Here is an 18,703-nt window from a genome sequence, read left to right as displayed (position 1 = left end):
CAGCGCCCGCCCGGGTCGAGGTGGTGTTCGCCGCCGAGATCACGTCCGGCAGCACGGTCACGATCAGGGACCACACGGGGAAGGACCGGGTACGCGGTCGGCCCGAGGGCTTCACCCATTAGGGCCTCCCGCCCAGTTTGAACCCCGTGAGAAGTGTCGGAGAGGTAGAACCACAGTGACATCACAGCGGTTGACATCCCATTCAACCCGCCGCCCGGGCCGGGCGACGCACCCCAGCGGCGTTACGGCGGACGCGAATCGGGAGGCAGTTCAGTGCGCATCGCGGTAGCCGGCGGGACCGGCTGGGTCGGACGTCTCGTCGTCGACGCCGTACGGGCTGCCGGCCACGAGCCGGTCACACTCGCCCGCTCCACAGGCGTGGACCTGATCAGTGGTTCCGGGTTGGACCAGGCGCTGACGGCCATACCGGTCGTGATCGACGTCAGCAACGTGTCGACGATCAACCGGAGGAGATCGGAAGAATTCTTCGGCACGGCGACAGATAACCTGCTCGCCGCGGGCCAGCGCGCCGGGGTGCGGCACCACGTCGCGCTGTCGGTTGTCGGCGTCGACCGGGTGAACTGGGGTTACTACGCGGGCAAGCGACGCCAGGAGAGGCTCGTCCTGGACGGTACCGTCCCCGCGACGGTGCTTCGCTCGACGCAGTTCTACGAGTTGGCCGCGCAGATGCTCGCCTCCATTCCCGGCCCGGTCGCAGTGGTGCCCCAGATGCGCATCCAGCCGATCGCAGCCCACGAAGTCGCTCGCTGTCTCGTCGACCTAGCCCTGGCAGACCCGGCCGGCCGCGCACCCGACATCGCCGGCCCGCAACAGCTGCGCATGTCGGACATGGCCCGCCGTCTGTTGCGTAGCCGCGGAAGTCACCGCGTTGTCCTGCCCGTCCGCCTTCCGGGAGCGACCGGTCGAGCCATGGCCGGAGACGGGCTGCTGCCCACCGCCCCGGGTCCCCGGGGCAACCAGACCTTCGACCAGTGGCTGGGCAGCCCGGCAGCGCAAAAGACCACCGGTCGAACCCGATGAACGTAGGCCAGTCACCCGTCCCCGCCGCACCACACGCAGCGTCATCAGACGGGCGGGGGTCTGGGCTGACCGTGCTGATCCGGATCGCCCTGGCGGTCCTCTTCGCCGACGAACTCGTCGTCGGGTTCTGGAACCAGGTCTTTCCCGAGAGCTTCTACAACAACTTCCCGACCGTCGCCCTTACTCCGCCGCTCAGCGAGCACTACGCGCGGGACTTCGGCGGCGCCACCCTCGGCCTGGCCGTCGTCCTCGGCATAGCGCTCGTCGCACCACGAGCCGCATTCGCCATCCCCGCAGCGGCGGCATTCTCCACCTTCGCCATCCCGCACTTCTTCTTCCACCTGACCCACCTCGGCCACGCCAGCCTCGGCGAGGCAGTGTTTCTCACGACGGCCAATGCCGTCGTCGCACTGCTCGGCCTTCTCGTCATCGCCCTGACGCTGGTCCGAGACGCCAGACATCGCCGGCATCCGGGCGACACCGCCAGCGGGTGATGGACTGATAGCAGTGCCGGCTGGACGTCCCGGGTCGCGCCGATCCTCGGTGTCCTCTCGTACCTGGCGTACCAGCAGAGCGCGCCATGAGCTGTCCCGAGTTGTTGTCGAACGACGGCTACATCAGCCGGGATCTGGCTTTGTCTAGAGAACGGCGTGATGCTCGACCGGGTGTCCGACTGACTCGTCGTACTCCGTGAGAGCGAAGCGGTGATGGCCGTCAGTGGGGTGCACGGTTACGTCGACAGTGCTTCCGTCTTCAAACCGCAGCACGAAGACGGGATCGAGATCGCACAGGAATGCGGACCCCTCGCGCTCATCGTCGTCGTCGCTCAACAGCCGGCCATGCGCGGCCCAACCGGTGCCAGCAGTGACGATCACGACGAACACTTCCTCGCTAACGAGCAACGTGATGGGGTTCGCCCACCAGTCCAGCCAGCAGCGGCCCTCGAAGCGATCCATTCCGTCATCCTTGCAGGCATCGCCAGGGCCTTCTGCGGTGTCGAGTCTCAGGACCTGCGTGACAGGCCGGTTCAAGACCACCGTTGACGCTCCAGCTAGGCGCTCTTGGTTGTCCCTTGTCTTCGGCTACTGGTGCTCAGTCCCAGAAGTTGAACAGCAGTTCCCCGGCTGTGGTCGGCTTCCAGTAGGTGATCTGGTCGTGCTCGTACGGGGTGAGGGCGCGCAGGTCGACCTGTGACAGGGGGGTTTGTAGCTGTGCGGCGGTGAGGGCCTGGGCGTCGGTCAGGGTGGTCAGGGCGGCGGCGAGGCCGGGGCTGTCGAGGAACGTCACCGTGACATCGCTGTTGGTGCGGGGGCGGGCGAAAGCGATGAACGGCAGGGTGGTGTGCCGCACCACTGCGATGCGGTGATGGGCGTCGCCGATATCGACCGTGTGGAAGTTCGGCGTGACGCCGGCGACGGTGGCGCCGATGGTGCGGGCGGCGTGGTGACAAACGGCGGTGAAGGCCCTGACGTCCGCTTGGCTGCCGGGTCGCGGGTTGAAGCCGGTCGCGCCGGGCGGCAGTTTCATGGTCGGGCTCCGTGGTCGTCGCGGTCGGTGCAGGCTATCCGACGCTTTTGCCGTGGATCAGGCTTGCGAACGTTGAACCGGGCGATGGGCTTGATGGTCGTGCGAGGAACTTCGTGAGGAGTTGGCCGCCGTCGTGGACGCGGACGGTGATGTCGACGTCTTCGACGATGTGGTTCCTTCGGGACGAAGCGGTGGCGTCGTCGCTCCGGTGTCCGTCCTCGCCTGATCGATCGAGGCGACCACCAGGCATCTGTGCTTCGATGCGCTCGTGACTCGTTCAAGGTTGGTTCGGTGGGCGACCCCTGGAAGGACAGAGTAGGTTCTGCTTCTACTCGCCGCGTTCGCTGGCTGGCTGGTGTGGAAGGCGGGTGCACCCAAGGGGGCGGGTTTGGTCCTGGCGCTCGGCGTCGCCCTGCTGGTCCGTTCGATGCGGCAACGAGGGCACATCGAACGCGCTCTCGTCCGGTGGCTCTACCGTCGCGAGGGACCGTCCGCGTCTTGATGTGCATTGCGTGCCCGTCTCGTGCCCGCCGGGGCGGGCAACAAGGGGCAACCCGCGTAGGTTCAAGGGCGATTTCACCAGAGCCCGTAGCCGGGACATGGGTGAGACCGCCGAAGGGCTGCATAGATCAATACAGTTCCGACGCTGGCAGGGTCACGGCAGACTGTCGGTGGACCGGTGGCAGAGCTTGGTGATTGCAGCGCTGAAGTGCGGGGTGCCGCGCACACGCGGCGGCGCGAAGGCGTGTGGGGCCACTGGTGTGCCATGCCCCACCGGGGGTTCGAATCCCCTCCGGTCCGTTCGTGGTCTCCCGGCCGGGGGATTCGTGCTGGCAGCGCAACGGCTTCGGCGCCACAGGTCAGCAACCCCGTTGGTCCCCTGGGGCCGACAGTTCACACTGCCGCAGGCCGTACGGACATGCGAATCGGCGGTGACCCTCAGGGTGAGGGTCACCGCCGATTACGTGGTCGAACCGATCAGGCGGCCGAGCAGGCGGTGTCCAGTTCCTTGATGGCGGCTTCGAGGGCCTTCTTGCTGGGCTTGGCGTCGGCGGACTTGTTGTACGCGTCGCTCAGGGCCATCATCTCGTTCTGGATCTTTTCGGAGGCGGCGGTGACTGCCTCGTTGGCGGCCATGGAGTGCGCCAGGATCGCGACCGAGCCGGCGGCCCACTGGGCACTGACCGCGAAGTGGCCGGCCGGCGGGCCGATCTTCTCGGCCTTGGCGATCTTAGTCGCGTTGTCCTTGATGTCCTTCTTGATGTCAGCGCAGGCCTTCACTGTGGCCGCGTCGCTGGCTGCGGTGCTGGCTGCGGTGCTAGCCGCAGTGCTGGTCGGGGCGGCGCTCGAGGCCGCCGGGGACGGCGAGGTTGCGGTGCCCTCAGATTCGGGCTGCGGATCGCAGCCGGACATTGCGATCGCCGCCGCAACGGCCAAGCCAGTCAGGACGAGTCGAGTTCGGTTCATCGATGTTTCCCCCGTGATCTTCATGTTCGGCGCACGCTATCAGCGTTGGTCGAACGGGTGGGGTCAGTTATTGGGGCCGACGAGCACCGAACCCGGGGTCTGGAGCTGGATGCGGGGCGCGCCGTCACTGTGGACGCCGGGTGCCGCGCGGTGCTCGCAGGTGCCGATCCGCGGGCGGCGGAGATTGGTCCGCGTTGGGTACGTCCGCGACCGGACCCGCTCCTGTCAGGGGTAGCCCACGCGATACCGGTCGGTCTACACGGCCGTGGCGACCAACTCCTGTTCGCGAAGGAGGATCCGTACCACTCCTACGAGATGGACGAGTACTGCGAGACCAGCCCAATGCAACGAAGGCTTCCGCAACATTGTGGCTGTGCGGTGTCGGAAATCGGAGCCGCACAGTCACCGGTAGGGCACTTCCGGTGGTGACGTCGGCATGCTTCGGTGAACACATCGCCACCGCACGTCACTGGGAGTAGAGATGACCCGGATCGCTCGGAACAGATTCTTGGTCGTTCTGACCGCTGGCGCTCTCACCGCAACGCTGGGCCTGCCCGGCGTCGCCACGGCCGAGCCGAAGCACCGGACCCTCCCGGTCTGTGCGCTACGACCACTGCCCCTGCCGGCTGACATGAATGGTCGAGCTTTGGCGGTCGACCCGACTGGTCGGTTCATCGCCGGTACCGGCTACCGAATCGATGACGACGACTGGCAGCCGCTACTGCTGCTCTGGGCCGGAACGCCAGGCCGGCCTGGGCATGAGGTGCGGACCGAACCTCGCCTCACTGTCGTCGCCATAGGAGGAGGGCTGCAGGTCGAGGACATAAACCGGTACGGCGTTGCCGTCGGCAATGCCTTCGTCGACAACGTCAACCGCCCCTGGCGCTACCGCAACGGGCGCGTGGAGTGGTTACCCGTTCCGCCAGTGGTCTCCAACACTTGGGCGACGGGTATCAACTCGCGCGGCGACATCGTCGGCCGGGGCGCCGTTGAGCAGACCGAGACGTCCCTGCCGCTGCTCTGGCCCGCCGACCGGCCGGGCACCGTCGAGGTGATCGATGCCCCCTCCGACGCTAGCGCGACGGAGATCCTCGACGACGGCACTATCATCGGCACCGCCGGCAACTCCGGCTGGGTACGCCATCCCGACGCAAGGACCGACCGGCTCACCGCCCCCGGCGCTCGGTGGTCGGGGATTTCCGCGGCCCGGGGCAACTGGGCAGTTGGCCTCATCGGCACCGGCAGTGAGGACGAGGACCGCACCCTGGTGCGCTGGGATCTGCGGACTGGCGTGGCGGCCGCCGTGAACCCCGCGCTGGTGTCAACGCAGGACGTCAACAGTCGAGGCACAGTGCTCGGCGACCGAGCCGTCGAACACGGCGACCGGCTCGTCGCCCTAGGTGGCGCCATCCCCGGTGTCCGCGACCCCTTCGGCTGGGCAATCGCCGATAACGGCCTCGTCGTGGGCTCCATCAACGGCTCACGCCTGCGCCCAGCACGCTGGATCAACTGTTGAAGAGGCGGCGGGTCCTCAAGCACCGGCAGCCACGGAGGCGGCTCCAGTAACCGCCGGCTCTACAGTCATGCACGGCACACGACGGCGTCGATCGGCGCTCAACTGCACCCACCCCTACCTACGGCTTCACGTTTCGGGCGAAGGGCATCACTCGCTGTCGGCAGGCTGCATCGCACCTTGCCGGACGGGGAGATGTCCGGCTCTGTTGTTACCTTGCCGTCCGTGAACGATCAACTGACGTGGATCGACCGAATCATCGATGTGACCGGATGGCACCAGGAAATCGAGGATGGCGCGGGCTGGGAGCAGGTCGAGGCAGAGATTGGCGTTGCGTTCCCGTCGGACTTCAAGGACCTGTGCAGACGCTTCGTCCCAGGATCGTTCTACGCATACCTGCAGCTGCTCCGGTCGACTCGCGAACGTGAGCCCGGGGACCTCCTTCGAATGTGGGCCTACTGTCGGAGTGAGTCGTTCGCGGCGGTGTACGCCCCTTATGGGATCTACGGATCCGACAAGGGATCAGGGCTGATCCAGTGGGGCGCCGACCAGGTCGAGGGGCGGTACTACTGGCTGGCGGACCGCACGGTGGAGCCCGAGCGATGGCCTGTGGCTGCTCAGAAGGGCGGCGGCGACCCGTGGCACCTGTTCGACATGTCGACGACGGAGTTCATCTACCGGATGATCGCGGACCCGGAGTTCGAGCCGTTCACGGTGGCTGACCGATCGCGGCGGGCGTTCTACCTGCCGCATGGGCAGACGATCTCCAGTGCTGCGGAGTGGGATGCTCTGACGAACCCAAGCCGCGACAGCTAGAGAGTCTGGTCGACAACCCCTGATGTGCCGCCTGTGTCGCTAGCTTGGCTCTTCGACGTCGCCAACACGGGAGTGCACATGCCCAACGTGGCCCTCATCGCGGGGCCGGTAGTCGAACTGGCCTCCGCTGCGTCGGCTCTGGCAGCCACCACCGGCCTACAGGTCGTCAGCGCAGGCAACGTCTTCCGCGAACACGTGCACCAGCAGACTCCGCTGGGCGAAGAGGCGAACGGCCATATGCAGGCCGGACATCTTGTCCCGGATGAGTTGATGGTCAAGGCCGTCGCCGAAGCCCTGGCCCACGTCGACGGCGGCTGGGTGCTGTACGGCTTCCCTCGCAAGATCCGTCAGGCCGAACTGCTGACGCAGAGCGGTCACGTCCCCGACACAGTGATCGAACTCGTCCTGACTGAGGACCAACTTCGCCTGGCCGTTCACCGCCGGGTGGAACGACGGATAGAACTCGACTCCCAGCAAGCTGGGCGACGCGAGGAACTCCTGCTGATGTACACGCATTCACAGGAGAACCACCATGAGCAGATCGAGCCGCTGCGCGCCTACTACCGCACCCATGGCCTGTTGCAAACCGTCAGCGGGTTCGGCAACTTTGACGACGTGGCAGCCAGACTGATTCCAGTCGCCTCCGATGGCCAACGCCGCCCGTGAGATCGGGCAGGTAGGGCAGTCCGAACCGCGTGACGCTTCAGCGGAAGGCGGCGATGTTGCGCGTTGCCCAGGCGGCGAAGGGGCGTGGTGGTCGACCCAGGACCTCGGCAACGTCTGGGCTGATCCGCTGTTCAGAGTTGGTGGGCGTACCGAGGATCGCCAGCGTGCCCTCGACCACCGGTGGGGGCATGAACAGCAGCATCTGCTCGCGGGCTTCGTCGGGTGTCTGGTTCACGAAGCCGATCGGCTCGCCGAGCGCGGCGGCGAGGTCGGCGACCCGTTCGCGTGGCGTGCTCAGGGCCGGGCCGGTCAGTTCGTAGGTGCGGCCGTCGTGCGAGCGGTCGAGCAGGGCAGCGGCCGCCACTTCGGCGATGTCGGCCGGGTCGACCACGGGCAGGCCGACGTCGCCGAACGGCGCGGACACCATCCGCGAGCCCCGGATGGGGTCGGCCCAGGCAAAGGCGTTGGAGGCGAAGCCGCCGGGGCGCAGGATCGTCCAGCCGAGGCCGGATCGGCGGACGAGGTCCTCGATGGCGTGCAGGGGCGCGTGTGACGGCGAGTCCGGCCGTGTGACGACCGCCTGCGAGGACTGAAGCACGATGCGCTTCACGCCACAGGCTGCGGCGACCCGCAGGATCTCGCGCATGTCGAGATGGGCTCCGGCGCCCTCCACGAGCAGGTACAGCGCCTCGGCGTCGGTGAGCGCCGGGCTCAGGCTCTCCGGCCGTTCGAGGTCCGCGCGGTGGTGGCGGATCCCGTCTGGCAGGGCGATCGGGCGTCGTCCCCGGGATACCGCCGTCACAGCGGAACCCGAGGCCGCGAGAAGTGACGAGAGCGTACTGCCGACATTTCCGGTGGCTCCTACCACGACAAACATCTCTGTGTCTCCAGTTCGACCGCGTCGTTCGCGCGGTTGAAGGAGACGCTAGTGGCGCCGATATAGTAGGTACCTAGAGGATAGTAATGCGTTTGTGACGGAGGGCACGTGCAGCAATCGACGGATCCCGAGCTGGCGTGCCCGGTCGCGCCGGTCGTCGACATCGTGTTCAGCCGGTGGACCACACCGATCCTGTGGGCCTTGCACGAATACGGTCGGCAGCGCTTTGTGGAGCTGGAGCGCCGACTGACCAGCATCACGCCCAAGGTGCTCACGCAGCGGCTCCGCCAACTCGAACGCGACGGACTCGTGACGCGCACCTACCACGCCGAGGTGCCCCCTCGAGTCGAGTACGAGATCACCGAATTGGGTGCCAGCCTCGGCCCGCTCTTCGCGCACCTGGCCACGTGGGCCGACGCCAGCCTCGGAGAGGTGGAACGAGCGCGGCGTGCATACGACGCTGGGCGATGAAGCCGCGCCGACCTGTTCGGGACCTGCGGCAACGCCATCATGGTGCCGCCAGCCGACGCGTCAGCGGTCATCCCGGTTTCCTACCGAGATCGGTTCGGGAGGGTCAGGTGTAGCGGCCATGCTGAGAAGGGCGCGTTCGGCAGCCCGGCACAGTCTTCGGGCACCGGCTCCAGCACCGTGGGTGTGAGGACGTTGACGTCTTCCCAGAGCCGGGCCAGGTGGTAGTCGACGAAGGGATGCCTGCGCACCTGCCGGGGGCGGCGCAGCAGCTCCTGCCCGCCTGCTTCGAGCCAGTACCAGCCGTCGGTGAGCCCGAACCAGTGGAGCGTCGGCCGGTCACCACCCCATGGCGACACCTCGTCCAGTGGGTACAGCTCGAACCGGAACCTGATCATCGAGGCAGTGTCCCGGTGACCTCCGGGCTGGCGTTGACGTTGGCGACCATCGGGGACGGCAGCGGGTAGGCGTGTTCGACAGGCAGGTGAGCCGCTGCCTGCTGTTCGTCGCCGCTACGCAGAAGGTCCCGGACGCGGTGCACGGTGGGGGTGATGTCCGTGACGGTCACCGTCCAGTCGTCGACGTACCGATCGACTGCCTCGCCGGACAACCCGACCTGCAACGACCGGTACGGCAGTGCCTTGAGATGCAGCGATCGTTCCGGATCCCACTGGACCCGTACGGGGCTGGTCTTCAGTTGCCGTGACCAGGTCGCCTTGTTGCCGTGCAGGTCTCGGTCGTAGTGGCTCAGGCAGCCTCGCGCCAGCGCCCACTCGAATCCCTCCCGCGTGATGTCGATGGACAGCACACGCTCCTGCCCTGGCTTGGTGGCCCAGCCGCAGCGGTACATCATCCACAGGAACGACGGTTTGATCCACGTCATCCGGTCCCGCTTGAAGGGGGCCACGAGACGGTTGGCTGCCACCGCCGGCAACGCGATCCGCGCAGGGTACGCCTGGTAGACGGTGATGGTGTCGGCCGAGTATCGGCCGCGGACCTGGCGGGTGGGTACGGACACAGCTTGATCGTCACCGATCGGGACTCGACTGCTCAACCGTGATTCCGCCGTCGCCAGGGTCTAGGCTTCCGACGTGGCGGCGCTGATCGAGATCGTGTCTGTCATCGGCGCTGCTCCGACAGTGGTGTTCGACCTGGAACGTGATGTGGATGTTCATGCCGCGTCGCTGCACGGTAGCCAGGAGACGGCCACTACCAGCACAGGTCGACGCCGCCTCACGCTCGGGGACGAGGTCACCTTCCGCGCTCGGCATCTCGGTCTGCGCTGGCGCATGACCAGCCGTATCACCGCCTACGAACCGCCGTACCGTTTCGTCGACGAGCAGACGCAGGGTCCCTTCAGCGCACTCCGTCACGAACACCTCTTTCGAGACGTCGATGGCGGGACGCAGATGATCGACCGACTGACCGTCACCGCACCTCTGGGGCCGTTGGGAGCGGTGGTGACCCGCACGCTCGTCGCGCCGTATCTGCGACGGCTGCTCAAGCAGCGGGCAGCCCACATCAAGCACGTGGCGGAGGCCCCATGCGGTCGGCCCAATCGATGAGTCGTGCGGTGCGACGTGCAAGCATCGCACTCAGCGCTAGATCTCCAGCCGGAGCCCGGCCCACCGCTCGCGCCATCCCTTGGCCTTGACGCGGCGCTCGACCGTTGCGCGCCCGGCTGCGTTGTCGAAGGCCGGTGAGGGGCGGACCACCATTCCCACCAGGTCGGTCAGGCCGTGGCAGGCCACCAGGCGAACAGAGTCGCCCCGCAGGGTCACCGCGACGCAGGTTGCCGTTTCGGGCCAGCGCGATATCGCGTCCAGGGTGGACGTGTAGGGCTCCTCGCCGTTGCGCAGGTGCATCCGGGCCTGGTTGCGAATCTCCCACGGCACCTCGGGCAGGGCCAATGCTGCTCGGGCTTCGGCGCGGGCGTCCTCGCCTGGGTCGAGCCTCGCCGGGTCGAAGTAGGCGACATCCACGTCGCGCTCCGGCGAGACCGGGAGGTTGCTGATGGCGTCCCAGACGCGGTTGCGTACGAAGCCGGCACCGATCCACCAGTCCGGTAGCCCAAGGCTGGCCGCAGCCCGAAGGACTCTCATCGCTGCGGGGTCTGACTCGACCACGCCCACAACGTCCCGCGCGCTCATGACCATCTTCGTCCCTTCGAGACACGCGTCAGCCGCGGAGCAACTGCTTCTCAGGCGCCTCGGCGACCTGGCGGGCCACGCGTACGAAGGCTGCCACCGCGGGTGAGCGTGACTCGGCTGGCCAGGCCACCTTCAGCGTCACCGGATCGAGTTCCGGCACGGGGCGGAAGGCGGTGCCCGGCCGGGAGTATCGCCGAGCCACCCATTCCGGCAGGAACCACACGGCGGTGCCCACCTCGACCAGGTTGAAGATCTGCGCGAGGTCCAGCGGCCGCCGGTTGCCCACCATGCGGGCCGCCTCGGCCGGTGACCCGTCCGGGAGCCGACGACCGGCCAGGTCGGCCAGTCGGATGGTCGTCCGCGCGGCCAGCGGGTCGGCGGCCGGCAGCGCCACCACGCTCGGCCCGGTCAGCAACAGCTCGCTGTCCAGCCCGTCCTCGTCTTCGAGCGCCGGGATCAGCGCCACGTCGGCACGCCCGTCGCGCAGCGCCGGCACCTGCTCGCCGCGTCCGCCGAGCAGCAGCTCGACCGGCATGACGTCGTACGCCTCCAGGATCAGCGGCAGCAGCCCGCCGTCGTAGTCGGCCTTGAGCGCCAGCCGCAGGGCCGGCGTCTCCTGCCCGGCCCGGCGGGCCCGGCGCTGGGCCGCGCCGATCGCGTCCAGCGCCACCTTGGCGTCGGCCAGCAGGGTCTCGCCGGCCGGGGTCAACGCCACCTGCCGCGTGGTGCGGATCAGAAGCTGGACGCCGAGCTGCCGTTCCAGATTGCGGATGGCACGCGACAGCGGCGGCTGGGCCATACCGAGCCGATCGGCGGCCCGCCCGAAGTGCCGCTCCTCGGCGACCGCCACGAAGTAGCGGAGCTGCCGCGTCTCCAGATCACTCATATCGCCACGGTATCAATCCAGAGGGAGACGGTCTTTCCGCTCCGCAGCAGATCCGCGTTGACTGGCTACGTCAGTTTCCCCACCGAACAGGGATGAAAGCCATGATTGTGGTAACCGCTCCGACCGGCAACATCGGCGGCCGTCTGGTCCAGGATCTGCTCGACGTCGGCGCGCCCGTGCGGGTGGTGGCCCGCGACCCCGCGCGGCTGGCGCCGGGCGTCGTCGAGAAGGTCGAGGTCGTCCGGGGTTCGCACGGCGACCCGGCAGTCGCGGCCGAGGCGTTCGCCGGTGCCGCCGCCGTCTTCTGGCTGGTGCTGGCCGACCCGCTGTCGACAAGCCTGGACGAGGCGTACTCCGGCTTCACCCGCCCGGTGCTCGACGCGCTGGCCGCCGTCCCGCGCGTGGTCGGCATCTCGGCGCTGGGCCGCGGCACGCCGGTGGCCGGGCAGGCCGGGCACGTCACCGCGACGCTCGCGATGGACGACCTGGTCGCCGCGACCGGCGTGCCGTACCGGGCCCTGACCATGCCGTCCTTCATGGACAACGTGCTGTGGCAGCTCGCCCCGATCGCCCGGCAGGGCGTCCTGTACGGCCCCACCGCGCCGGACCTGTCGGCGCCCACTGTCGCCGCCAGGGACATCGCCGCGACGGCCGCCCGCCTACTGCGCGACGACACGTGGACCGGCTTCGAGGAGGTGCCCGTTCTCGGTCCGGAGGACCTCACCCAGAACGAGATGGCCGCCGTCATCGCCGACGTACTCGGCCGTCCCGTCCGCTACCAGCAGGTCCCCGGGGAGGCCTACAAGGAGGACATGCTGCGGGCCGGCCGCTCCGAGGCCATCGCGCAGGGCTTGCTCGACATGGCCGTGGCCAAGAACGAGGGCCTGGACAACGGCGTGGCCCGTACCCCTGAGTGGAGTACGCCGACCACCTTCCGCCAGTGGTGCCTCGACGTGCTGAAGCCCGCCGCCGACGCCTGACAGGCCGGCTACCGGCCGCGCCAGGCGTCGCAGCGCGGCCTGACCACATCGTCGGCGCGTAGCTGGTCTTCAGTGCCACCCACTGCGTACCTCGGATGACGCCTTAGGGCCCGCGCTCGACCCCGCCCGGATGGCGGGTCGCTCCGAGCGCGGGCCGAGGGTACGCACCCGGGCGGGTCACCTCCTCCGTCGGTATCGGGCCGGTCCTGACGTTCGTTCGCGCGTCAGGAGCGACCGCGCGCGGACCGCCGCGTGATGCAGCCACGGGCGGGGCCAGCGATGCTCTCGCCCCAACGGCGGCCGACGACCCGAGGACCTGCCGGAGTGGCCCCTCGCGAGGATCGGGTGCGCATGCTGGCCCGAAAAGCTGGCGGCGTAGGCGACCAAGGGCCTGGTGTGGACGAGTTCGCCGTCGGTCGTGACGCGGAACGGCCGGTCGTCGATGCCGGAATCGCAGTGGACGCAGCCGAGTGCGAGCAGCGGGAGCCCCGTGCGCCCGGCGGGCCAGGGAAGCGCGGTATGAGGACGCGTAGACATGATCTCTCCAAAGACCTGACGGAAGGCATGGGAACGAACCGACGGCGACGTCGGCAACCCAGGCGCGGGGAACGTGTCAGGTCTAGAGAGCAGGCGGTGTCACGCGGGGTGAGATCCTCTCGTGAATGCGTCGGAGGTGGATACCTCGTTGCACGGTAGGCCGGAACGGCTCGGCCAGGCCATCCATTTTGGTGCGGTGGTGAGGCAATCGTGCGGGGAAATCGGCGAAACGTCGGCATTGGCGCGTGGTGAACGACGGGTATCCCAGATGGTGGTCGTGCGCCGATCATTGCCCGGAGATTGATATGAGTCATTCTCACCTCCGGGTGGATCGCCCGGGCGCGGAGGGCGAGACGTCGGCACCGTAGCCGGGCGATACCGAACGGCCCTGCTCCGCGTCCCCCGGAGGATCGCCATGCCCCGTACCGCTCTCCGTAACCGGCTCGCGGCGTTCACCGCCGCCACAGTGACCGCGAGCGTCCTGACGGTGATCCCGCCGTCACCAGCGCTGGCCGCCACCACGTTCGCCGCCAACGACTACTGCCTCGGCCAGTGCGCCGACATCCTGCCCCCCGGGCAGAACGGCAACGCCACGCTTGTCGCCATCCTGGCGCACCAGGCGCTCGGCACCCGCCCGGCGCACTCCAGCGACCAGCTCGACGAGTACGCGAACCTGGTCTACAACTACGCCGGGCTGACCGACGAGCAGATCGCCCACTTCTACAACGACGCCTCGTTCGGCGTCCCGGCCGCCCAGGTGGAGAGCACCGTCTCGCCGCGCGCGGACGTCACCATCGTGCGGGACAAGGCCACCGGCGTCCCACACATCACCGGCACCACCCGCGGTGGCACGATGTTCGGCGCCGGTTACGCCGGAGCCCAGGACCGGCTCTGGGTGATGGACCTGCTGCGACACGTCGGTCGCGGCAACGTCACCTCGTTCGCCGGCGGCGCACCGGGCAACCGTGAGCTGGAGCAGAGCGTCTGGGCCAACTCGCCGTACACCGAGGCGGACCTCCAGGCCCAGGTGGAGGCACTGCGCACCAAGGGCGCGCGGGGCCAGCAGCTCTACACCGACGTGGTCGACTACATCGCCGGCATCAACGCCTACATCGACAAGTCGATCGCCGAGGACAACTACCCGGGCGAGTACGTGCTCGCCGGCGCCGGCAAGCCGAAGCACTTCACCATGACCGACCTGATCGCCACCGCCGGCGTGATCGGCGGCCTCTTCGGCGGGGGCGGCGGCAGCGAAATCCAGTCCGCCCTGGTCCGGGTCGCCGCCCGAGCCAAGTACGGCACCACCGAGGGCGACCGGGTCTGGCAGGCGTTCCGCTCGCAGAACGACCCGGAGACCGTGCTCACCCTGCACGACGGGCAGAGCTTCCCGTACGGGGCGACGCCACCGGGTGCGACCAGCGCGGTGCTCCCCGACGCCGGGACGGTGGTCGCCGAGCCCCTCGCCTACGACCAGACCGGCGGGGCAGCCTCCCGAGCCGGGGCCAGCGCCGCCACGAAGGAGCTGCTCGGCGGCCTGTCCAACCTTCGCGCGCACGGCATGTCCAACGCCGTGGTGGTCTCCGGGCGGCACACCACCACCGGCAACCCGGTCGCCGTGTTCGGCCCGCAGACCGGCTACTTCGCCCCGCAACTGCTCATGCTCCAGGAGTTGCAGGGGCCCGGGATCAGCGCGCGCGGCGCGGCGTTCGCCGGGTTGAACCTCTACGTGCTGCTCGGCCGGGGTCAGGACTACGCGTGGAGCGCCACGTCCGCCTCGCAGGACCTCACCGACACGTACGCGGTGCCGCTGTGCACCACCGACGGCAGCGCCCCGACGCTGCGCACCAACCGCTACCTCTACCGCGGGCAGTGCCTCGCCATGGAGGCGCTGGAGCAGCGCAACTCCTGGTCCCCGACGATTGCCGACTCCACCCCGGCCGGGTCGTACACGCTGCGTGCGTTGCGCACCAAGTACGGCTTGGTGGCCTATCGGGGCCTGGTGAACGGGCAGCCGACAGCGTTCACCAAGCTGCGCTCCACCTACCGGCACGAGGCGGACTCAGCGATCGGCTTCCAGGCGTTCAACGACCCGTCGGCGATGGGCAGCGCGGCGGCCTTCCAGGGGTCCGCGGCCAGCGTCGGGTACGCGTTCAACTGGTTCTACGTCAACTCGACCGAGGCGGCGTACTACAACTCCGGCTCGAACCCGGTCCGTCCGGCCACCGCCGACCCGAACCTGCCCACGAAGGCCGAGGCGGCGTACGAGTGGTCCGGCTGGAACCCGGACACCAACGACGCCACCTACACCCCGGCGTCGGCGCATCCGCAGTCGGTCAACCAGGACTACTACGTCAGCTGGAACAACAAGCAGGCGCGGGACTTCGGGGCTGCCGACGGCAACTTCAGCTTCGGCTCCGTACACCGTGGTCAGTTGCTCGACGGCCCGGTGCGCGCCGCGATCGCCCAGCGCAAGCTCGGCCGCGCCGACGTCGTGAAGATCATGGCGGACGCGGCGGTGACCGACCTGCGCGGCCAGCAGGTGCTCGGCGACCTGCTGCGGGTGCTGGACAGCACACCGGTCACCGATCCGGCGCTGGCCGACGCCGTGGGCAAGTTGCGGGCCTGGCAGCAGGCCGGCGCCCGCCGGGTGGAGACCGCGCCCGGCTCCAAGGTCTACCAGCACGCCGACGCCATCCGGATCTTCGACGCCTGGTGGCCGCTGCTGGCCTCGGCGCAGTTCCGCCCCGGTCTCGGGCCGGACCTCTACGCCGCGCTGGTCGACGCCATCGAGGTGAACGAGGCGCCGTCGGGCGGCCAGAACGGCGGGCGCGACGGCACCGCGAACTGGGCGTTGCAGGGCCAGGCGCACAAGGGCTCGTCGTTCCAGCACGGCTGGTGGGGCTACGTCGACAAGGACCTGCGCGGCGTGCTCGGCGACCCGGTGGCCGGAGGGCTGGGCCGCTCGTACTGCGGCAACGGCAACCTCGGCGCGTGCCGGCAGGCCCTGCTCGACACGCTCGGCCAGGCCGCCGCGGTGCCGGCGACCACTGTCTACCCGGGCGACAAGTCCTGCGGGGCCGGCGACCAGTGGTGCGCCGACTCGATCGCCCACTCCGGGCTCGGCGGCATCACCCACCCGGTGATCGCCTGGCAGAACCGACCCACCTACCAGCAGGTCGTCTCGTTCCCGGCGCGCCGGGGTGACGACGTCACCAACCTGGCCCAGGGCCGCCCGGCCACCGCGTCGAGCACCCAGTTCCTGACCAGCAACACGCCGGACAAGGCGGTCGACGGCAGCCTGAGCAGCCGGTGGGCCAGCAGCTACAACGACAACCAGTGGCTCCGGGTCGACCTCGGTGCGGCCCGCAGTATCAGCCGGGCCGTGCTGCGCTGGGAGGCCGCCTACGGCACCTCGTACCGCATCGAGGTCTCCGGCGACGGCAGCTCCTGGACGCCGGTGTTCACCACCACCACCGGCAACGGCGGCGTCGACAACGCCACCTTCGCCCCGGTCACCGCCCGCTACGTGCGGGTGTACGGAGTCAAACGCGCCACCTCGTACGGGTTCTCGCTCTACGAGTTCGAGCTGTACGGACGGTGACGCACCCGGAGGGTCGGCGGGCATCGCTCGCCGACCCTCCGTGGCGTGCGGAAAGTGCTTGTCGGTAGGGGCTCGGCCTGCCTAGCCTGCTGGCTGTGGACGCCTTTGAATTTTCCCTTCACCTGGTGCGCCGGTGAGCGGTCGTCTCCGTGAGATCGCTCGGCAGACGGTGGCGATCGCCGAGTCGGGGCGTTATCGCAACGGCAGCGGTGCTGAGGTCGTCATCGGCGAAGCGGTACGCGCCGCAATCGCCGGCACCCGTCATCACCTGCCCGACGAGGTCCTCGCGGTGCGGGACGCCGAGCCCGGCGTCGCCACGGTGGAGGTGACACACGAGTCGACGTTGCAGGCGGCCCACCGGCTGGGGCCAGATGCCGCGTGTCTGGTGTTCGCGTCGGCGAAGAACCCGGGTGGCGGGTTCCTGGGCGGGGCGAAGGCGCAGGAGGAGAGCATCGCCCGTGCATCGGCGCTCTACCCGTGTCTCCTTGCCGCGCCAGAGTTCTACGCCTTCCACCGGGAGCAGGGGGATCTGCGCTACAGCGACCGGGTCATCTACTCCCCGCTCGTGCCGGTGTTTCGCGATGACAGGGGCAACCTGCTCGACCAGTCGTACCCGACGTCGTTTCTGACCGCCGCGGCGCCGAACCTCGGCGCGATCGTCCGCAACCAGCCCACGCACGCTACGGACGTGCCTGCTGTGCTGGCCCGACGTGCCCGGCGGGTGCTGGAGGTCGCGGCGACGTACGGGCACCGGACGATCGTGCTGGGAGCGTGGGGGTGCGGCGTGTTCCGCAACGATCCCGCCACCGTGGCCGGCGCGTTCGCCGAAGCGCTGCGGGTGGTCGACCGATTCGACCACGTGGTGTTCGCCATCCATGACGGTCTGCCGGGCACGCCGGTGTACCGCACGTTCGTGGAACGCTTCCCGGGAACCGGCGTGGACTCGCCGCCAGCCTGATCCCCGCCGGTCTGCCGGTGGAAGCGGCGGGCCGGCATTCGCGATGACGCCGAGCCCGATCGTCTGGCCCGGGCGCGGAGTCTCAGAGGCGGTGTCAGGTCGCACTGGCGAATCGGATTGCCTCGGTCTCGTCGTGCCTGCCAGGATCCCCGTCATGTCGATCGCCGAGATGTCCGCCGAGGAAGCGCTGGTCGCGCTGCACGGGTCGCTGGATGAGCGGCGTCGGCCGGAAGAGGTCGCGCACCTGGTGCTGCGGGTCGTCGGCGGCCAGTTGGGGCTCCGCGAGCGGATGACGGTGGGGCGGGTGGCTCGTGCGGCGGCGCGGTGGAACGGCTGGAGTTCCATGTCGACGGACTTCGCGCGGCCGGTTGGTGCCGCTCGTCAGGTCGACGCGGCGGTGCGGTTGTTCGAGCTTCGGGACGGCGGCGTCGACCCGGACGACCCGGCTTCGCTGTTGGATTTCTCGGCCCGTCTGAGCGAATCACTGGGCGCCGTCGATCCGGTGCGGTTGGACTTCCTGCGCGATCGGCTGAACCGCGAGGCCCGCGCCGCGGTGGGGATCGAGCTGTCGAAGCGGCAGTACAACAGGCGGTTCCGGGTGACGCAGCGACTCTCGGCGAAGGCCGACCGGCTGGGGGTCGAGCAGACCAAGCGGCAGTTGACGATGGTCGCTCGGGCCGGGTTCGCGGCCAGCATCGACCGGAGCGCGTTCCTGGCCGATCCGTGGGCGGGGTGCTTCGTGGCGTACCTGACCGCCAAGCGCAAGCTGCGGCGGGAGTTCACGCTGGCGGGGCGGGACAACCCGTACGACGACGTGGCCGATCTGCTCTTCAAGCGCTGCGCCGCCGAGCCGGCGACGGACTGGTGGATGATCGCGCAGGCGTATCCGACGCCGTCCGTTCTGGCCCGGCTGACCGACGCCCAGCGTGGTGAGCTGCTGGGCAGATGGTGGAGCACGATGCGTCAGGTCGCCGCCCTGCTCAAGCGGGTGTGGTCGGCCAGCGAGTTCGACCAGGCGACCATGGTCGTACGGCGGGGTAACGACTCGTCCACGTGGAACCTGTTGTGCGGCGCGTACAACACCGCGAGGGCGGCTTGGATCGCGACGCTCGACGCAGCAGGGAGCCTCGCGCTGCTGGACGCGTCCTGCCCGGGTAAGTCGATGATGCTGATCGCTGCGGACCTGGCGGCGTGGCATCGGTCGACCGGTGGCGGC

Annotated in this window: 19 protein-coding genes and 1 tRNA gene; 12 read left to right on the top strand and 8 right to left on the bottom strand. The window is 68.9% G+C overall.

Annotation, left to right across the window (positions count from 1 at the left end):
- Positions 1-402 precede the first annotated feature (402 nt).
- Together ACWCO3_RS15770 and ACWCO3_RS15765 are read left to right on the top strand one after the other, a co-directional pair.
- On the top strand, positions 403-1,041 hold the full coding sequence (locus ACWCO3_RS15770; protein WP_450010562.1) for an SDR family oxidoreductase: 639 nt from the start codon (positions 403-405) through the stop codon (positions 1,039-1,041).
- Positions 1,042-1,112: 71 nt separating this feature from the next.
- A complete protein-coding gene (locus tag ACWCO3_RS15765; protein ID WP_145784745.1) occupies positions 1,113-1,535 on the top strand; it encodes a hypothetical protein in 423 nt (140 codons plus the stop codon).
- A 144-nt stretch (positions 1,536-1,679) separates the two neighbouring features.
- Here the strand turns inward: ACWCO3_RS15765 and ACWCO3_RS15760 are convergent, their stop codons facing one another.
- Together ACWCO3_RS15760 and ACWCO3_RS15755 are read right to left on the bottom strand one after the other, a co-directional pair.
- Positions 1,680-1,997: a hypothetical protein gene (locus ACWCO3_RS15760; RefSeq protein ID WP_450010559.1), complete on the bottom strand. Its 318-nt coding sequence runs from the start codon at positions 1,995-1,997 to the stop codon at positions 1,680-1,682.
- Positions 1,998-2,133: 136 nt separating this feature from the next.
- Positions 2,134-2,568, bottom strand: a complete 435-nt coding sequence (locus tag ACWCO3_RS15755) for a hypothetical protein (protein ID WP_145784743.1) — start codon at positions 2,566-2,568, stop codon at positions 2,134-2,136.
- Between the two features lie 673 nt (positions 2,569-3,241).
- Between ACWCO3_RS15755 and ACWCO3_RS15750 the strand changes: the two genes are divergently transcribed.
- Positions 3,242-3,369: transfer RNA gene (locus ACWCO3_RS15750), tRNA-OTHER, on the top strand.
- A gap of 177 nt (positions 3,370-3,546) precedes the next feature.
- Here the strand turns inward: ACWCO3_RS15750 and ACWCO3_RS15745 are convergent.
- Positions 3,547-4,059: a hypothetical protein gene (locus ACWCO3_RS15745; RefSeq protein WP_145784742.1), complete on the bottom strand. Its 513-nt coding sequence runs from the start codon at positions 4,057-4,059 to the stop codon at positions 3,547-3,549.
- A gap of 457 nt (positions 4,060-4,516) precedes the next feature.
- Here ACWCO3_RS15745 and ACWCO3_RS15740 point away from each other — a divergent pair, with 457 nt between their 5' ends.
- The 3 genes from ACWCO3_RS15740 (at position 4,517) to ACWCO3_RS15730 (ending at position 7,030) form a co-directional block, all read left to right on the top strand.
- A complete protein-coding gene (locus ACWCO3_RS15740) occupies positions 4,517-5,551 on the top strand; it encodes a hypothetical protein (RefSeq protein WP_450010557.1) in 1,035 nt (344 codons plus the stop codon).
- Between the two features lie 222 nt (positions 5,552-5,773).
- The gene (locus ACWCO3_RS15735; RefSeq protein WP_145784739.1) at positions 5,774-6,364 is read left to right on the top strand and encodes a hypothetical protein; all 591 of its coding nucleotides are present in this window, start codon (positions 5,774-5,776) and stop codon (positions 6,362-6,364) included.
- Between the two features lie 78 nt (positions 6,365-6,442).
- Positions 6,443-7,030 (top strand): nucleoside monophosphate kinase, encoded by a 588-nt coding sequence (locus ACWCO3_RS15730; protein ID WP_145784738.1) that lies wholly within the window; start codon positions 6,443-6,445, stop codon positions 7,028-7,030.
- A gap of 37 nt (positions 7,031-7,067) precedes the next feature.
- On the opposite strand, the gene ACWCO3_RS15725 is transcribed toward ACWCO3_RS15730, so the two are convergent.
- A complete protein-coding gene (locus tag ACWCO3_RS15725; protein ID WP_145784737.1) occupies positions 7,068-7,907 on the bottom strand; it encodes an NAD(P)H-binding protein in 840 nt (279 codons plus the stop codon).
- Positions 7,908-8,015: 108 nt separating this feature from the next.
- Between ACWCO3_RS15725 and ACWCO3_RS15720 the strand changes: the two genes are divergently transcribed.
- Positions 8,016-8,378, top strand: a complete 363-nt coding sequence (locus tag ACWCO3_RS15720) for a winged helix-turn-helix transcriptional regulator (RefSeq protein ID WP_088990720.1) — start codon at positions 8,016-8,018, stop codon at positions 8,376-8,378.
- Positions 8,379-8,458: 80 nt separating this feature from the next.
- Here the strand turns inward: ACWCO3_RS15720 and ACWCO3_RS15715 are convergent, their stop codons facing one another.
- Both ACWCO3_RS15715 and ACWCO3_RS15710 read right to left on the bottom strand, forming a co-directional pair.
- Positions 8,459-8,773, bottom strand: a complete 315-nt coding sequence (locus ACWCO3_RS15715; protein ID WP_145784736.1) for a DUF5984 family protein — start codon at positions 8,771-8,773, stop codon at positions 8,459-8,461.
- Positions 8,770-9,393, bottom strand: coding sequence for a DUF4291 domain-containing protein (locus ACWCO3_RS15710; RefSeq protein WP_450010554.1), 624 nt, complete (start codon positions 9,391-9,393; stop codon positions 8,770-8,772). The genes ACWCO3_RS15715 and ACWCO3_RS15710 overlap by 4 nt, the downstream gene beginning before the upstream one ends.
- Before the next feature lie 73 nt (positions 9,394-9,466).
- Between ACWCO3_RS15710 and ACWCO3_RS15705 the strand changes: the two genes are divergently transcribed.
- Positions 9,467-9,940 carry an SRPBCC family protein gene (locus ACWCO3_RS15705; RefSeq protein ID WP_450010552.1) on the top strand — a complete coding sequence of 158 codons (474 nt, stop codon included), beginning with the start codon at positions 9,467-9,469 and terminating at the stop codon, positions 9,938-9,940.
- A gap of 36 nt (positions 9,941-9,976) precedes the next feature.
- Here the strand turns inward: ACWCO3_RS15705 and ACWCO3_RS15700 are convergent, their stop codons facing one another.
- Complete coding sequence (locus tag ACWCO3_RS15700; protein ID WP_450010550.1) at positions 9,977-10,477, bottom strand: nucleotidyltransferase family protein; 501 nt, start codon at positions 10,475-10,477, stop codon at positions 9,977-9,979.
- A 76-nt stretch (positions 10,478-10,553) separates the two neighbouring features.
- On the bottom strand, positions 10,554-11,411 hold the full coding sequence (locus ACWCO3_RS15695; protein ID WP_145784733.1) for a LysR family transcriptional regulator: 858 nt from the start codon (positions 11,409-11,411) through the stop codon (positions 10,554-10,556).
- Positions 11,412-11,512: 101 nt separating this feature from the next.
- Here ACWCO3_RS15695 and ACWCO3_RS15690 point away from each other — a divergent pair, with 101 nt between their 5' ends.
- The 4 genes from ACWCO3_RS15690 to ACWCO3_RS15675 all read left to right on the top strand — a co-directional run.
- Positions 11,513-12,391, top strand: coding sequence for an NmrA family NAD(P)-binding protein (locus tag ACWCO3_RS15690; RefSeq protein WP_450010547.1), 879 nt, complete (start codon positions 11,513-11,515; stop codon positions 12,389-12,391).
- A gap of 952 nt (positions 12,392-13,343) precedes the next feature.
- Entirely contained in the window at positions 13,344-16,529 is a 3,186-nt protein-coding gene (locus tag ACWCO3_RS15685) for a penicillin acylase family protein (RefSeq protein ID WP_450010545.1), read from the top strand.
- Positions 16,530-16,662: 133 nt separating this feature from the next.
- On the top strand, positions 16,663-17,487 hold the full coding sequence (locus tag ACWCO3_RS15680; RefSeq protein ID WP_450010543.1) for a TIGR02452 family protein: 825 nt from the start codon (positions 16,663-16,665) through the stop codon (positions 17,485-17,487).
- A 154-nt stretch (positions 17,488-17,641) separates the two neighbouring features.
- Positions 17,642-18,703, top strand: a 1,062-nt coding sequence (locus tag ACWCO3_RS15675) for a hypothetical protein (protein WP_450010541.1), incomplete at its 3' end; no start/stop codon positions are given.

It is taken from the genome of Micromonospora sp. NPDC002411, from assembly GCF_053592955.1.
The sequence above is the reverse complement of the archived record's forward strand: the minus strand, read 5'-3'. Positions and strand labels throughout refer to the sequence as shown.

What these genes read in the sequence shown, in the direction of transcription:
- ACWCO3_RS15700 (WP_450010550.1), bottom strand. Translation starts at nt 10,477, where the DNA reads ATGAGAGTCCTTCGGGCTGCGGCCAGCCTTGGGCTACCGGACTGGTGG.
- ACWCO3_RS15730 (WP_145784738.1), top strand. Translation starts at nt 6,443, where the DNA reads ATGCCCAACGTGGCCCTCATCGCGGGGCCGGTAGTCGAACTGGCCTCC.
- ACWCO3_RS15685 (WP_450010545.1), top strand. Translation starts at nt 13,344, where the DNA reads ATGCCCCGTACCGCTCTCCGTAACCGGCTCGCGGCGTTCACCGCCGCC.
- ACWCO3_RS15690 (WP_450010547.1), top strand. Translation starts at nt 11,513, where the DNA reads ATGATTGTGGTAACCGCTCCGACCGGCAACATCGGCGGCCGTCTGGTC.
- ACWCO3_RS15755 (WP_145784743.1), bottom strand. Translation starts at nt 2,568, where the DNA reads ATGAAACTGCCGCCCGGCGCGACCGGCTTCAACCCGCGACCCGGCAGC.
- ACWCO3_RS15725 (WP_145784737.1), bottom strand. Translation starts at nt 7,907, where the DNA reads ATGTTTGTCGTGGTAGGAGCCACCGGAAATGTCGGCAGTACGCTCTCG.
- ACWCO3_RS15695 (WP_145784733.1), bottom strand. Translation starts at nt 11,411, where the DNA reads ATGAGTGATCTGGAGACGCGGCAGCTCCGCTACTTCGTGGCGGTCGCC.
- ACWCO3_RS15760 (WP_450010559.1), bottom strand. Translation starts at nt 1,997, where the DNA reads ATGGATCGCTTCGAGGGCCGCTGCTGGCTGGACTGGTGGGCGAACCCC.
- ACWCO3_RS15740 (WP_450010557.1), top strand. Translation starts at nt 4,517, where the DNA reads ATGACCCGGATCGCTCGGAACAGATTCTTGGTCGTTCTGACCGCTGGC.
- ACWCO3_RS15715 (WP_145784736.1), bottom strand. Translation starts at nt 8,773, where the DNA reads ATGATCAGGTTCCGGTTCGAGCTGTACCCACTGGACGAGGTGTCGCCA.
- ACWCO3_RS15745 (WP_145784742.1), bottom strand. Translation starts at nt 4,059, where the DNA reads ATGAAGATCACGGGGGAAACATCGATGAACCGAACTCGACTCGTCCTG.